The organism is Streptomyces sp. Ac-502 (assembly GCF_045222935.1).
GTDB classification, from domain to species: domain Bacteria; phylum Actinomycetota; class Actinomycetes; order Streptomycetales; family Streptomycetaceae; genus Streptomyces; species Streptomyces monomycini.
In genome coordinates, this window is sequence record NZ_JBHFFO010000001.1 from 9560763 (window position 1) to 9576082 (window position 15320).

Sequence of the window (15320 nt, forward strand, 5' to 3'; positions counted from 1 at the left end):
CGCTTCATGTCCGGCTTCAACCGGTCCAGTTCCGCTTCGATGTCCGTGAGCAGGGGACTGGCCTGGATGTAGCGAGGATTCCACAGCGCGACGAACCACCCCCGGGACGCAGGACGCGGCTGAACTCCTTCGTGCCCTTCTGGGAGTCCACCCAATGGAAGGAGGAGGCCATTGTCACCAGGTCTGCCGACGCGGTGGCCAGGCCGGTGTCCTCGCCGCTCCCCGCACGCCAGGTGATGTCGTGGTGCGCGGAGTCCCTTTCTCCTGTTGCCCGCATGGTGTCGTTGGGGTCGACGGCCGTCACCGACCGGAATCCGGCTTCCGCGAGCATGCGGCTCCAGATTCCCGTGCCGGCCCCCACGTCGACGGCATCACACGACCCGGCGGAACCGCCGAGCAGGCCGGTCAACGCGGAGACGACTGAGGGTGCGTACCCCTCACGGTATCGGGAGTAGTCCTCGGCCAGGCTGGTGAAGTCGCCGTGCTTGAGGGTCGCAGTCACGTGAATTCCTTCCCCCGTCGCGCAAGGTTGTCCGAGCGACTGGTCGCGGCTGGCAGTCAGCGGGCTGTTCCCGCCATGCATTCCCCAAGAATGCGGGACGCCGCCGACTCGGGGTCGGTGTCGGAGAAGTTCGCTATCCGCAGGTCGGGGTTCTTCGGAAATTCCGGCTTGACGCCGATCCCGACCACTTCTTTGTGGTCTGCTGTGCTGTAGACCCCCTTACTGTCTCGTTTCTTCAACTCCTCCAACGGTACGTCGAGGAACACCTCGTAATATCGCTCGATGTTCTCCCGGTTCCATGCCTGCACGTCGTGGAACAGGGAGATGGTCGAGCAGATCACCACTTGGCCCTGACCGGCCAGCATGCGACCGAAGCGGGCGTACGTGTAGGCCATGTTGCGCCTGCCCTCGCGGTCGAACGACCTGGTCTCACCCAGGGCCTCGCGCACGACGTTCCCGTCCAGGAGTACGGGCCTGATACCGATCTGCCGGAGTTGCCGGGCCAGAATACTAGCTACCGTGGTCTTGCCGGACTCCGCGAGTCCGGTGATCCAGAAGACACCACCTTCACGCAGGATCGCAGCAGCGGAAAAACGGTCAGGCGTAGCCATAATGCCGTCCTCTGAGCGTAGGAGAAGGAACGTTCCGTTCGGGCGAGTCCCGTCACCAGGCGAAAGTTGGCCCCGCTCCACCCGAATCGTGAAGGCCAGCTTGCGGCACCACGAACGTGAGATGAACTCTAAAATGACCTGCATCTTGGATCAAGATTGACAGGAAAGAGGGCACAGGTGCCTCATCGGGTTCCCCACCCCCTCGCTCGCGATGTCCTCCGATGCGACAAAGTCCACTTCGCATCGCTTTGGGTGGCACATCGAACCACTAAAGCCGCAAAAGGTATATGTGCACAATGAAGCGCCATGTTGGATTACTGTGAGTCGATGCGCGAGTGACGTAGGAGGCGCAAGTGATGTGCGTCACGCGGTGAGGGGATTGAATCCCGCCACGCCCCCGAGGCGCGAGCCGGAGACTGCGCCGCGCATGCCGGCACGAGGCGAAGTGCAGTGCCTGTCGCTGCCCATCAACCGCAACGCCTTGTCGCCAGCCGCGCGCAGCCGGCGACAAGTCCGCCCGGACCCCTGCGGTCGGGGAGCAGGGTTGAAGGGCGCTCAGCCCTGCTGGCGGGTCTGACAGTCCTCCCGGAGAGGATCGAGAATGCCGGCGGCTTCCGCAAGGTCCGCCCGCCGACAGCGTGTTGCAGCTGCCTCCAGGCGAGCGGCGGCTTCCTGGAACCGGCCAAGACCGCGGCCCTCGATCAGAGCAGCGGTCCGGACGGCTTCGGCGCGCGGCGTTTCGCCGTCCGGTCCTCCTCTTTCGTGGGTGGCGATGGTGGCCTCCGCCTCGACCAGAGCCGGGGAGAAGCGCTCGGCTTCCAGCAGGACGCAGGCACGGCGGTAGTGCGCGAAGCCGCACTCGAACCAGGAGGCGAAGGCGTCGGTGTTTTCGGGTTCGGCGGTCCGTATCGCGTCGGCACGTGCCAGGTGGCCCAGCGCCGTGTCCAGGCTGGGCGAGCATCGTCGGGTGCGCGAATTCGCACAGCATGTGCATGATCAAGGAGGGGTTCGGGGCTTCGCCGTGGGCCACCAGAGCACGCTCGTACGCCGTGGCTGCCGCATCCCACTGGTCGGCCATCGCCAGTGCGGTGGCTGCATCTGCCGCCACCAGGGTGTGCACCGCGCGGTCGTCCTCCCATCCGGCGCAGGTGTGCGCCAGCCGCACGAACTCCTCGGCCGCCGCCCGGTACTCCTCCAGTTCCCGCAGGCCGCGGCCCAGGTTCAGCCGGGCCTGGGCGAGCAGTCGCTCGTCGAGTGCAGCGGCGGCTTCGTAGCGGACGAGCGATTCCAGGACCACGGCGGCATCGGCCTGCTGTCCGGTGTGCGCCAGGAGGCCGGCGAGCTCAAGCCGCGTTTCGGTGGCTTCTTGGTGCGCTCCGTCCTGGTCGAAGCGCGCGGCGGCCTCCGAGAGGTGGCGCACGGCGCCGCCGAAATCCCCATGTACGAGGCGGCGCGGCCGAGCAACGCGTACGTCGGAGCCGGCGGGAAGCCGGTGTCGCCGTGACGCACTGCGTCGGTGATCGCCTGGTGCAGCAGTTCGGCCGCCTCCGCCGGTTCGTCCTTGGCCAGCAGGATCTGAGCCAGCAGAGCGCGCGGGCGCGAACCGCGCCAGGGCCGTCCGGAGGCGTCCACGTCCCGCACCGCCGCGCGCAGCTCCGCCTCGGCGCGTACGGCATCATCCCGGCGGTCGGCCAGTTCGGCGGCGAGCTGCCGCGCGTTGGCGGCCTGGTGCGGGGCGGCCCAACGTTCCGCCTCGTCATGGAACGTATGGACGAACTTTTCGAACTTCTGTGTCGCGGGGCTGGACTCCTCCGGTGCCCGCAGCGCCTCCTGGAAGGCGACGAAGGTACAGGAGTACAGCGCGACCAGATACTCCAGCACCCGCTCCGCTGCGACGTCGTGCCCGGACGTCCTCTCGCCCTCTCCGAGGCTCTCACCCGTGAGCGGTGCCTTGGTCTTGAGGCGTTCCACTGCGCGCAGGGCCGCATCGGCGCCGGCCTGTATCAGGGCCGGGTCGGGCCGCTCGGCACCGGCTGGCTGCCGGCCCTCTTCGGAGTCCGCTCCATGGGCGTCGCAGGCAGCGTCCGTATCGTCGTCGGGGGTGGCCAGCCAGACAAGGGAGCGCGCCCGCGCGGCGAGGGCGTGCCAGGGCATTTCCGCCTGTTCGAACCCAAAGGCGGCCCGCTTCAGCTCGGTGACAGCCTCCCCGTAGAGGTCGTCCTGCACGAGCAGATACGCGCGGTGCTCGGCGAGCTCCGCGCGCAGACGTTCGTCCAGGCCCAACTCGTCCTCGTACGAGGCGGTGCCGTCCTCCAGACATTCGGCGACCCGCGCCCAGAGCCTGGTGCTCTCGGGGTGACCCGTGCTCGCCAGGCGTCATGCCGCGCGCACCAAAGCGACGAAATCCTTCGGAAGGGCCGTCGCGGCAGGGCTGCCAGTGGGGTGCCGCTCGCGTCGAACAGCGAGCGATTCTCCGCGAGGATCTCCAGCCCGCGGCCTTCGTTGCGCGACAGGGCGCAGAACTCAAGGTGCTCTCCGGCCTCTTCCTGCACGCCGGTGGTGCCGCGGACCCGTCGGTAGCCGGTGAGGTGGTGGGAGCGGGCCGCGTCGAGGTTTCCGGCGCGCAGCAGCGGCAGCAGTGCGCGTGCCTGACTCATCTGTGGCTCCTCGCTGCACGTGAGGACGCCGTCAAGGACCGGTTGCCAGGTGTCGATGGCCCCGGCGTCGTCGCCCGTGGTCACCTGGTGCCGGGCGCGGTGGCGGATCTCGCAGGCTTCGCAGTCGCTCAGCTCGGTTCGAGGACGAGAAGTCCAGAGGGCGTAGGCGCCGTCAACATCGGTACCCGTGTGGTACGCGACGTGATAGTGCATCGCGGCTACGGGCTGCAGGCCGTGGTCGGCCGCCTCGTAGCGGGCCTGCATCTGGTCGATCCAGCCGCCGATGCTGCCCAGGGGCACTTCGGGCACCTGCAGCAGGGAGGCCATCACCCACTTGAAGCGCCAGAAGACCTGACGGACTTCCCACTCGCTGAACGTCTCGGGAGCGGTGTCCCACAGCTTGAGCAGCCGGGCGAAGGCGACGGGCGACTTGCTGTTCTCACCCGTGAACTCGTAGGCCGTCATCAGCTCGAACAGGGCCGTTACCAGGACGTCAGGCTTCTCGAAGGCAGCGGCCGCCTCGACCAGTTCTTCGGCGGTGACGGTGCGCTGCAGGCTGTGCGGGCGGTCGTGGTTCTCACGCAGCGCCTCGAACACGGCCGCGGGGGTGTCCAGCATCTGCCGTTCCTTTCGGGGCTCGGAGCCGGGTGCCGCCGTGCCGGTGTGGTGCATGGCGTGGGTGAGCAGGCCGGTGAAGGCCCGGTTGAGCAAGGACGCCCTCGCTCGCTGTGAGCGGGCGGCTGAGCAGCAAGGCCTGGCCGTACAGGGCCTCGGCGGTGGCTACGGCCAGTCCGCGCTCAGTGACCGTGATTGCCTGGCGGACCAGCGGGTTGAGGTGGTTCATCACGAGCTGGGCGCGTGGGGTCTCGTGGTGCAGGGAGCCGAGAATGTCGGCCCACAGGCCGTCACTGTCGGCGGCCAGACTCGCCCGGGTCCGCTCGTGGCGCGCCTCCCGGTCGTCCAGGAGCAGCGAGGGGGCGGTGACAGGCTGGAAGGTGCGCAGGAGTACGTCGCAATTGTGGACGCCGATTGTCTCGCGGGCGACGGCGAGGAAGCCCGCCGCGCGCAGTTCGGCGCTCGCGTCGACAGCGTCGAGATGGGCGGTGACGGTGGCCGGGTCGAGGTCGGTGACGGACGTACCGGGCCGGATCGCGGGCATCCGGTGTACGAGGTCGTGGTCGTAGGTGTAGCCGCCGTTGACCACCCCCAGGCCCGCGGCTGCGGCGATGGGGGCCACTTGGCGGAACTCTTCGACGCTGCGGGTGACCAGGAGGGCCGGGTGGGTCCGTGCGAACTCCTCCAGCGTGACGTTGCCGTCGGTGGTCTCGAACGGCAGCCACGGCAGCACGATGCGCAGCAACTCGTCATCGTGACGGGCGAGCGCCTTGACCGCCAGCTGGTGCGTGTCGATGAAACGCTGCAGGAGGGACGGGTTGCCGGCGGCGAGCCCGGTGAGCCAGGCACGGATCCGCTCGCCCAGGGCGTCCCGTACGGCGGACAGGGTTCCGTCTTCGTACAGCGCTTCCCGGGACGCGGTCGGCCGCAGACTGGTGGTGTCGACCCCGTACCGCACGAAGAACGCCCAGTCCGGCAGCAGATCGGGCGCCTGGTCCGTCAGCAGCACGCCCTTGAGGTGCACGCGGTGCCCTGCCCGCTGGGCCGGGTTCACAGACACGGGAAGGACGTACGCGACGCCGCGCAGTCCGCCGCTGGCAGGTCGAGCTCGATGGTATCGAGCGGAGTGAAGTCGAAGAGGCCGCGGTAGTACGCGGTCAGCGCCTCGCGACGAGCCAGCGGCGAACGGTGCGCCTGCTCCCACGGGGGCATCTCGTTGACCTGGCGGGCCCCGCCCAGCGGGTCGACGACGGTGACCTCGTGCCGCAGGAGACGGCCGTAGTGCCTGGCCAGGGAAGCGACCTGCTCTGGGTGCGTCCACTGGGCGTTGTCGGCGCGCGGGGTGAGCCGGACGGTGGTGCCTGCCTCCGGCACAGCCGAGGCAGGCAGGGTACGGATGCTGTAGCGGCCGTCGCTGTGCCCGCGCCATTCGACGGCCGGTGCTGCTGGGGCGGCCGCGGACCGACTCACCACCGTGATGTCGTCCGCCATGACGAAACAGGCGAGCAGCCCGATGCCGAACTGACCGATGAACTCGCTCCGGGCGGCGTCGAGTCTGGCGCCATCACGGTGCGCACCGTGATGGCGCCAGACTCGATAGGCTCGGCCGCCTGCCGGGCAGTGATGGCGTCCACGGCGTTCTGCAACAGCTCACGCAGGTAGACCCGGGGGCTGGAGTAGAGGTGGTTGGAAAGCAGGTGGACCAGGCCGCGCAAGTCGACTTGGAAGGTGTGTGCGGTCTCGGATGGGGACACCTGGCGCAGTCTTTCGGTAAGCCTGTCGGCGCCGTGAGCAGGATAGGCAGGGTTACTGGATAGGAATGGGAGGGGTGAACCACGGTGTGTTGCCGGCCGTAGGAACTGGCGCGCAGCGACGCGACCGGGCTTCTACTCGATTCCGGGATTCGGGGTGGCCCGCTCGGGCCAGTCTGTTCGGGTTGGGCTGCTCGGCCAGGCTGCCGACGAATGAAGACGTTCCTCGCAGATGTAGTAACTATCACGAGTTTCCCTATGACCGCACACCTGTTTCCCGTGCAGCGCCATGGGTTAATGGCCCATAAGTGCCGTGGTTCCGGGCGCCTTCGGCCGGGGAGGAGCCGTACCGCGAGGTGCGGAACTTCGGCTGCTCATGGCGGTACGCCATCCGTTGCCAGCGCGAAACGGGTCGTAACAATGCGAACAGGACCATACGCTCGATGTGTATCGATGTGTATGGGCGGGCGCGGGTGGGGCCGGAAGGCAGAGGAGTGGCGGCTGTGGGGCTATGCGTACGTGAGGTCACTGCGACGGTTGACCCTGACGCAGGGGCAACCTTTCAACATGGTCGGCATGTATGCGAAAGCCAATGGAGCCGAGGGCGCCGACGTACGCAAGACGAACGGCAGCCGCGAAGTTGGCGCCGCAGCCGACCAAGGACCTCGCCAACGGGCGCTCACCAGCATGCCGACCGATGATGAACAGCGGCCCGAGAGGAGCGATAGGACGTTGCGCCACTTCACGGTCCACCACGAAGGCGTCACGATCCCGGTGTCCCGCGGCGGCCGGGGACGACCTCTGATTCTGTGTCCTGGACTCAATTCGACACAGGCCGACCTGCACGAGCTGACGGAGCTTCTTCGACGCGACCACGACGTGGTGACCTTCGATCTCCAGGGCCATGGCCTCGCCTCGGCCGCCGAACGGTACTCTTTCGACGCATTCCTCAGTGATCTGTTCGTCGTACTCGCGGAACTCGACCTGCCCACAGCACCCATGCTGGTGGGCTACTCGCTGGGCGCGGACCTGGCTGTGCACTACGCCGCCGAGCGCCCTGACCACGTCGCCGAACTTGTCCTCATCGACGGGGCGAACCCACTGCCCGAACCGTTCATCACCGAGACCGACCTGACGGAATTCCGGGCCATGGCGGAGGAGCTGGCGAGGCGGCAAGAGGCCCAGCAGGCACCGGGCTCCGCGCGTCAAGTGCTGCTCACCGCGCAGAACATTTTCGACCTGAATCTCGAAATCGATGTGGTGCGGTCCGCTATTCTCGACCGGTACCGGAAGCTCGATCACCCCATCCACATGATCATGTCTACCTTCATCGCCGGCACCGGTGGCGAAGGGCGTACGCCACGGCACAATCAGCTCTGGCGTGCCGGCATCGAGCGACTCACCCGCGAGCGCCCGCACATCTCTGCATTCTGGCTCGACACCGGCCATCGGTTGGTCTTCACACACGCCTCGGAAATCGCGGAGATCATCCGAAGGACACCACTCGGTCGGCAGGCCGACTTTTAGGAGACTGGTCCGGTGCTGACCATTGGCGAGCTGGCGTCGTATGCCGGGGTGACGGTGCGCGCGGTGCGGCACTATCACGCCAAAGGGCTGTTGCCGGAGCCGGAGCGAGACCGCTCCGGCTATCGGAGGTACGACGCCGGCGCCGTGGTCGCTCTCATCAAGATCCGGACCCTCGCCGGGGCCGGGATTCCGTTGGGGCGTGTACGAGAACTGCTGCAGGCCGACGAGGAGGAGTTCACCGCGGCGATCACCGACATCGACAAGCGGTTACGGGCGGAGATCCTGGAGCGGCAGCGCCACCGGGAGAAGATCGCCCGTCTGGCTCCTGGGGACGGTCTGGCGCTGCCACCTGAGGTGGTGGAGTACCTCGATCGGCTGCGGGCGCTCGGGGTCGACGAGCGGATCGTCCAGTTCGAACGCGACGGCTGGATTCCGCTGGCCGCGCTTTCGCCCGAGCGAATTCCGGAGTGGGTGGCACGCAAGCGGGAGCAGATCACCGACCCGCGATGCGTCGACTTCTACCTCACCCTGGGACAGGCTCTCGACCGTCCCGACGATGACCCGGCGCTGACCGAACTGGCCGACAAACTGACTGCCTGCATCACACAGATGGCCGACGAACAGGGCGAACGCTATGTCGACGACATCAACGTCGAACCAGCGTTCGCCAAGCTGATGGACACCCTGGCGTTCGACGCTGTGCCGCCGGCCCGGAAACTGATCGAGCTGCTCAAGAAACGGGGTTGGACCGGCTGGACCAAGCTTGAGCGCGTAGCTCCCATGCCGGGTGCGGCCGGAACTCGTCAGGAAGACACCGCGGCGCAGTATGCCCCGCATGAGCGGTAACGGCAGGCGGGGGCCTGCTGAGCGAAGACCGCAGTGCCCCGCCTGAGACGGCGAGGCTGGCCAGTCTCCGTACAGGCCCCCTTCAACCCCCGTCTGTGACAGGCAACACCCGTCTGTGACAGGTGTGCCCGCCCCGCTCAGCATTTGTTGGCGCCGACCACGCGGCGCTGACGCCCGCATACGCGGGCGGCCCGCCTTGAGCCACCCCCAAGGACACCACCAACGAGGCAGCGCCAGTGCTTGACAGGTCTTTCAGGCGAGGCTGGCCGCTGTGAAGGGGATGGGCGAGCAGAGGGTGGCGACATCAGTGGGACGACTCGGGCGTGCCATGTTTCGGCAGGCTCTAGGAGCGGGTGGCGGTCGCGCAGTCGGCGCCCGTGGCCGTCGTACCGTCGCCCGTGTCGATCGGCTTGCTGCGGTCGTACGGGTCGACCCGGTGCGCCTGATCAGCGCGCTGCTTGTCGGCCGTGCCGAAGGGCGGCACGAAGTAGCCGGTCGGTGCGGAACAGCCGCCGTTGGTCATGTCGAGCGCGTACGAGACGAGGGTCATCGTGCCTGGCTCGGTGTCGACCTTGGACGGGTCGTCCCAGCTCATCACGATCTTGCGCCGTACGATCGTACGGACGACCTCGGCGTCCGGCCCGCTGTCACCTGCTGAGGTGACCGGGTAGACGAAGGTGACGTCCGCCGTCACCTCGACCGCCCCCAGGCTCCCTTCCCGGTACGTGAGCCGACCGCGCGTCTTGACCTGGTCGCCGACCAGCCGGGTCTGCTCCGGCCTGAAGCGGCTGAACAACAGCAGTGGGTCGGTCGCGCCGGTCGGCGCGGACGAGGACAGGGCGGTACGGAGGTACTTCTGGACGTCGTTCTGGTGCGGATTCAGCAGTGCGATCGCCTTCGTGGGCCGCTCACCGCGCAGCACACGGGCATCGAGTCCCGCAGCCACCAGGAAGTCCCGGCTTTGCCGCAGCGCCCCTTTGACCTGGGCGGCGTTCATCCAGCCGGTTGCCTTGGCCGGTGGCGCCGTGATTCCCGCCGCTCCATCGGCCCAGTGGGCGGCGGGCGAGCCCCGGAACGGCTCGGCGAGGGTGGGACGCAGAGCCGGCTCGGCGCCGGGCGCCTCCTGCGGGCTTTGAGACTCGGCAGCCAACGGCACCCCGCCCTGCCCGTCGCCGCCGCTGAACCAACCTACGACCTGCTGCGGAAAGAGCCCCACGACCAGGAGAACCACGGCCGCCACCAGCCCGGCCACGTACCAGCCTGTTCTGCGCCGGGGCCGGGCCGGCGAGTACGTACGCCAGCCCTCTGGCTGCCCGGGGCGCTCCCGCAGTCGCCGCTGCACTTCACGGGCGCGCGCCGACGGCTCCATGGGAGCCCCGGCCGCACCCGCCACCGAGTCCCGTAGAAACCGCTCCCACTCCTCGTCAGACACGGACGACCCGTCCTGCCCCCCAGCCCCGCTCACACCGCACTCCCGCACTCGTTCACATTCCGATGACGCGACCACTCAACCGCCTGATCGCCTGATTGTACACCGCCCCGTCAGAGGCGCGGCACCTGGGGGCTGCCCCCGAAGACACCCTCGGCAGCGCTCCCGAGCCGCCCCTTCAACCTGAAGCCATCACCATTCCAGCCATCGCCACAACGCCACAATTCAGGCAAGTCTACGGCCACCACTTCGACCTCCAGCCCGAACAGGTCACAGCCCATGCCTGCCGACGGCGGCGAAACGGCGGTGGAACCAGGCGAACCGAGCGGCTTCGGCGATGGCAAGACAATGACGTAGGCCAGGTCCAGTCGATGACGGTCCAGCGCTCGGTGGCGTCCGTCTGGGCGGGTGCCGCGGTGCCGGCCAGCAGCCCGCACGTGGCCGTCAGCGCCAGGACCAGCACGCCCAGGCGCCTGCCGATGCGGCGCAGGATGGATATCGGATGCAGGGGAGCTTTCTCCACCACGCTTCAGTACGGAGCCTCACGACCCCGCCCGAACATGACAACAGACACCGGATACGCGGCTGCTAGGGGAATTGTCGTCGCCCGGGCAGCCGGCACGTCACCTTGGGATGCGGAAGTCACCGGCCTCCGGCAGCCGGAGTCCGTGGCGGTACCGCCGAGAGGGAGGGGCCGGGCCCCGCGACCAAGCCGCGGGAATGGGTGCGGGTGCGGGCCCTCCTGCGAAGGCGAGGTCAAGAACGTTGCGATATGCGTTCTACGAGTGTTGCAGGCGTCTTTGAGCGGGAGCTTTTGCGATCCTGGCGTGGTCGTATCGACCACCCTGGAGCACGTGCATGCGTCATTCCGTCACTGCAGCAGCTTTCGTCGTGATTCTGGCCCTCTCCACGCCGATAGCGGTTGCAGCACCATCGACACCGATCCAAGGGGACGGCAAGGTCTGCTTCTACGCGGAGCCCGGGTACCGAGGCACGTCCTGGTGCTACCGCCCATCGGGCTACGCGGAGGTACCGGATCGGCTCCATGGCCGGGCTCGGTCGTTCAAAGCCACATCGAGCGTCATCGTGTACGCGATCGACCACGGGCCCGGCGGCAGGTGCTACGCCCGGAAGATCTGGGTCGACGACCGGTCCGCCGACTGGGCTTGGGGCAGCAGAATGGATGGCGTCAGTACGGGCCATCAGGGCTGCGCGGTCAGCTGAGGCACCGGCTCTGGCTGCGACAGCGAAGGCACCTGCGAAGACGCACAGCACAAAGGAGGCCCGTGGCCGTCGGTGCAGCCAGCATAGGATCACATTCCTCCTCGCCAGGCTGCCTGGCATCGCCACACCGACTGCCGGTAAGCCCTCGCACATGGGTTTGCTGAGGTTGGCTTCCGTCTCAGCGGCATCCGCACGCGTCATGACCGTGGCGGCTGCGGTCAGGCCGACCGTCAGGCTGGCGATGATGAAAGACACGGTGGACAGGCTGTCGCGCCGCTGCGTGTTCGGTGCCAACCGGCGGCGCTTGGCGACGCGGAGGACCATGATGTACGCGGTCACCGCCAGTACGGCGGCGCCCAGGCTGCCGTAGGCCAGAGCGAAATGGGCCCACGGCACGGCGATGTACCGGCAGGCGGCGGACTGATGGTGGACGTGCTGTGTGGAGACGCTCAGCGTCGCGATGAGATAGGCGACGGCTGCGGCGGTCAGCAGTGGTACGGACAGCATCGCGGTACGCCAGCGCACCGGCAGGCGCCGTGGCTGCTCTGGGGCTGTGCTGGGTGCACGTGATCTCGTGTCCAGCATGACGCAGGTGATGATGGCAGCGTGGTGGGAGGTGCCTTTCCCGATCTGGTTTTGTTGCCGGCCTGCTCGTATTCGGCCTGTTCGGCGTCGGCATCAAGCTGTGAACGGATATGGATCGAGGAACCGCTCGCGGCCCGCCACCCTCCGGCGCGGGTGGTAGCAGGCGGTGGGGCCGCCGTCGAGCCCGACACCGAACTGATGGGCGGTCGAAGCATGGGAAACTACTGGCGGGCCCGGCGATTGATCCACACTATGATTGCTGCCCACGAAATGGTGACGCCGACAATGACCAAGGCAGCCGTTGCCGTTCCCTGATACACGCTCCAGGCCTTGTGCTGCAGGCTGGCGCCTATAGCTTCGCCAGGCGTGTTGGTATCGCGGTCATGATGCCCGCGCTGCATGTGGTCAGAGGCGAGTCCCCAGCACACAGCGCGCACAAGAACGGTAAGGACAAGTAAAGCCATTCCTGTTGCGAACGCGGGCCACAGACGTTCGGGCCGGTCTGTCAACGCATGATCCTTTCAATGTCGCTCGGTGCGGTTACAGGCCGATGAGCCAGCCGGTCAGGGCGCCAGCAAAGGTGTGGACCGTGCCCGTCAGGATCAGTACACCAGGTGTTGGATAAGTCTCCTGCACAAAGCCGACGAGCGCGGCACTTCCCGCCAGCAGCCACAGCACAGACACGCTGAGCACGCCCAGCGCACTGCGCGCGATCCCGCGGGCCTGTCGCCATGCTCGCGTTGAGTTCGACATCGACGACCTGCCCGACCGGTCGCTGGGCCGCGAATCATGATTGCCTGCTCGCTCACGCGTAAAACTCCACCGACCCGAGCCGCGTGCCCTATTTACCCCATCTGTCTTCAGGCTCAACAAGCTGGCCAGCCAGTCCGGACAGGGCTGTCGGATGCGTAGGCTCAGGACCGTGACTGAACAGATACAGAAGATCGTGACGGAACTGCCGAGCCTGGAGGACGTCACCGGCGTGTGGGCGGTGGTCGACGACCGGTTCGCGCAGGGGGACGCTGCCTTTCCTGCGGACCTCGGCATCGCTCTCGTCAGAACGTATGGCCCCGAGGGGCAGATGTGGCAGTACTCAAGTGTCTTCGACCATCTGCTGCGGCTGCTGGCCACCACCGCCGGTCCCGAGAATGCCGCCCAGGCGCTGCGGCTGGTCTCCTCGGCTGAGGTCACCGGCAGAAAGCTGGATCGCTACACAGCCTCGTTGCTGGCCTCCAGCCACGAGGCAACGGATCTGACCGTGGCGTTCACCGGTCACGCTTCGGAGGAGCTTCGGGCCTGTCTGGTCCACGAACTGGTGCTCCGGGGCGTCGTCGTCGAGGAGACGCCGGGGATTGCGGGGTGGGCGACGTTGCCGCATTGGAGGCATCACCCTCTGGGTTGGCTGCCACTGACGCTGTCCGACGTGGAGGGATTGGCGGATTTGCCGAGCTACGGTACCCACAGCAGTAGCTACTCAATGCCGTACGGACCGTCGGAGAGCCGCGAACTGGTGGTGAGCGCCAACGCGCGTGTCCCGTCGGTGGAGGAGACGACAACACAGGCCACTGCCACAGCGATGGCCACGGCCGTGGCGATCTGGGCCGAAGAGTCCAACGGGCGCATCGAGGCGCGGATCTTCGACCTCGCAGAGCCACTGGACGCCGGATCGGTGCCGAACACGCTCTTGGGACTGGGGCTGGAGTGTCTGCATGGCGCAGGGGAGAGGACCACTCTGTCGGTCGCGGTCCGTTCACCGGCCCAGGCATGGCGAGTGCTCTTCGCCGCAGCATCCACGGGAGGGGCATACAACTCCGGCTCCTACGGAGCCTACGGCCGCCTGGCGGCCTGGCAGTCCCTGGCCGCACTGGCCGGAAGTCCGGCATGCGCTACATCCAGCGAAGTCCAAGCACGTGTATGGAACTGCACCTGGCACGTCTTCGATGCTGATACGAAGTGGTTCGAGCAAGTGGCCTGGGACATCGGACTGGCCGCCCTCGCACCAGGACATCGGCAGTTGGCCGTGCTGGCTGCGACTGACACCGACTGACGTCCCACGGTCCGTGGCATCCCGGACAACGACGGCTGTTCACATCCACTGCGAACCGGCCGTACGGATTTGCATGGGTCCAGAACAGCAGGAGAAGCGCCCGGCAGCTGTGTCGATGGGCCTTTCCGCTCGCAGCCAGAAAGCCGTCGATGTCCCCCGGACAGCTTGTTTGTCGGCCGGTCGGCATGTCGGGGCTGGCGCGGTGGCCGGGGTCGGGCGGTGGTCGTCAACGCGCGGGAAGGCCAGCGGGTGTTCACTGATGTACCTTGGCTGACTGCTGTCACGCAGGGCTGTTGCTGTCACCTGCGGCCAACTGGTGTCGCGGTGACGGCGAGGTGCCGCCCGCGCCCATGGGTCCTTCTCGTGCGGGCCCGGGCCGGGAAGGCCCATCGCTTTGCTCCAGCACGGCAGCTTGTCCAGCCGTGCCCTGGTGCTCCGGCCCGGGCCGCGAGGCCGGAAGGACGGGTGCAGCGACCGATGGTGGCATTGCACAAGCTCAGAAAGCTGCGGTAGAAGGTTGCACGGCTGGACGGAGATCCGCCTGTCGATGCGCGAACTCCTCGCGCTGGCCCTGGAGCGGGCCTGCTACGTGCGGGAGCCCGGGGGCCAGGTCCACGGGCTGATCTACCGGCCCTTCATGGCCTGGATCGGCGCCCAGTTCGGTTTCACCTGCCAACTGATCGAGAACACCCCGGTCCACGCCTCCGCCCCGGCGGTGCGCCCCGGCCAGGCCCTGATCGCCTCCGTCTCCTGGGAGATCCGCGACCCGGCGACGCACGCACCGCGCCGGGGCGGGCACCTGGTGCTGATCCACGCGGCACACGCCGGAACGATGCGCTTTCACAACCCGTCGGGCTACTCCCACAACGCGGCCTCCGCGACGCTGTCCCTGGGCGTCTTCGCGCGCTTCCACGCAGGACGGGGGATTCTGGTCAGCGCCAGAGCGTGAGTCGGCGCTCGGGCGCTCGGACGCTCGGGCGCCGCGCGCCGTGGCCGCCGGCGGCCGCCAGCCCGGGCCCCGGCCAGCTCTTTCGGCGACGGCGCTGCGCAGCGGGGACGGCCGCGGCGGTCGGCGCCTGCGATGCGCCCGGCACCGGCACCGGCACCGGCAGTGGCAGCTGCGCGAGACGCGCCACGGCGAAAGCCGGCCCGGCCCTCGCCCCGGGCGCGCGTGCCGACCGCTGCGGTGGCCCATTGATCACTGAAACAGGACCGCCCAGCCGGGCCCGACCTCGCCGGCATCAGCGACCCGCACACGCACCCGCAGCCAACGCAGCGGCCCCCCGGCAGCACGTCACGCCGGCCCCGCAGACACGCCGCCGCACGGGGACTCCCGAGCACTTCAGACCCGGGCGCCGCAGAGCGACGCCGTTCGAAACGTCGACATCTGCAAGGCAAACCGGCCGCGTCGGGAACAGCCAGACCGGTCGGCGCCGTTGCATCTGCCGAGGCACCGGCGCCGCACGGGCGGACAACACGGAGACCACCAGTTGTCCGCCTGCCGGAATCCGGGCCTCGGGATCGCG

The 15320-nt window shown here is 67.9% G+C and carries 10 protein-coding genes and 1 pseudogene; 4 read left to right on the top strand and 7 right to left on the bottom strand.

Annotated features, from left to right (window positions below):
- Positions 1-16: 16 nt before the first annotated feature.
- From ACEXOX_RS43540 to ACEXOX_RS43560, 5 genes and pseudogenes are all read right to left on the bottom strand, one after another.
- Positions 17-502, bottom strand: a complete 486-nt coding sequence (locus tag ACEXOX_RS43540) for a class I SAM-dependent methyltransferase (RefSeq protein WP_406526123.1) — start codon at positions 500-502, stop codon at positions 17-19.
- A gap of 56 nt (positions 503-558) precedes the next feature.
- Entirely contained in the window at positions 559-1113 is a 555-nt protein-coding gene (locus tag ACEXOX_RS43545; protein WP_406526124.1) for an adenylyl-sulfate kinase, read from the bottom strand.
- A 1221-nt stretch (positions 1114-2334) separates the two neighbouring features.
- On the bottom strand, positions 2335-3396 hold the full coding sequence (locus ACEXOX_RS43550) for a hypothetical protein (RefSeq protein WP_406526125.1): 1062 nt from the start codon (positions 3394-3396) through the stop codon (positions 2335-2337).
- On the bottom strand, positions 3300-4388 hold the full coding sequence (locus tag ACEXOX_RS43555) for a hypothetical protein (RefSeq protein WP_406526714.1): 1089 nt from the start codon (positions 4386-4388) through the stop codon (positions 3300-3302). Before ACEXOX_RS43555 ends, ACEXOX_RS43550 begins: the two co-directional genes overlap by 97 nt.
- 21 nt (positions 4389-4409) lie before the next feature.
- A pseudogene (locus ACEXOX_RS43560) lies at positions 4410-6139 on the bottom strand (HSP90 family protein); the annotation flags it as partial.
- A gap of 534 nt (positions 6140-6673) precedes the next feature.
- Between ACEXOX_RS43560 and ACEXOX_RS43565 the strand changes: the two are divergent.
- Positions 6674-7663, top strand: a complete 990-nt coding sequence (locus ACEXOX_RS43565; protein WP_406526126.1) for an alpha/beta fold hydrolase — start codon at positions 6674-6676, stop codon at positions 7661-7663.
- Between the two features lie 12 nt (positions 7664-7675).
- Positions 7676-8509, top strand: coding sequence for a MerR family transcriptional regulator (locus tag ACEXOX_RS43570; RefSeq protein WP_406526127.1), 834 nt, complete (start codon positions 7676-7678; stop codon positions 8507-8509).
- A 343-nt stretch (positions 8510-8852) separates the two neighbouring features.
- On the opposite strand, the gene ACEXOX_RS43575 is transcribed toward ACEXOX_RS43570, so the two are convergent.
- Together ACEXOX_RS43575 and ACEXOX_RS43580 are read right to left on the bottom strand one after the other, a co-directional pair.
- Entirely contained in the window at positions 8853-9941 is a 1089-nt protein-coding gene (locus tag ACEXOX_RS43575) for a hypothetical protein (protein WP_406526128.1), read from the bottom strand.
- Between the two features lie 2346 nt (positions 9942-12287).
- Complete coding sequence (locus tag ACEXOX_RS43580; protein ID WP_406526129.1) at positions 12288-12431, bottom strand: hypothetical protein; 144 nt, start codon at positions 12429-12431, stop codon at positions 12288-12290.
- A 238-nt stretch (positions 12432-12669) separates the two neighbouring features.
- Between ACEXOX_RS43580 and ACEXOX_RS43585 the strand changes: the two genes are divergently transcribed.
- Together ACEXOX_RS43585 and ACEXOX_RS43590 are read left to right on the top strand one after the other, a co-directional pair.
- Positions 12670-13794 (top strand): DUF6183 family protein, encoded by a 1125-nt coding sequence (locus tag ACEXOX_RS43585; protein ID WP_406526130.1) that lies wholly within the window; start codon positions 12670-12672, stop codon positions 13792-13794.
- A 517-nt stretch (positions 13795-14311) separates the two neighbouring features.
- Positions 14312-14743, top strand: a complete 432-nt coding sequence (locus ACEXOX_RS43590) for a hypothetical protein (RefSeq protein WP_406526131.1) — start codon at positions 14312-14314, stop codon at positions 14741-14743.
- Positions 14744-15320: the final 577 nt, after the last annotated feature.

What these genes read in the sequence shown, in the direction of transcription:
- ACEXOX_RS43545 (WP_406526124.1), bottom strand. Translation starts at nt 1,113, where the DNA reads ATGGCTACGCCTGACCGTTTTTCCGCTGCTGCGATCCTGCGTGAAGGT.
- ACEXOX_RS43555 (WP_406526714.1), bottom strand. Translation starts at nt 4,388, where the DNA reads ATGCTGGACACCCCCGCGGCCGTGTTCGAGGCGCTGCGTGAGAACCAC.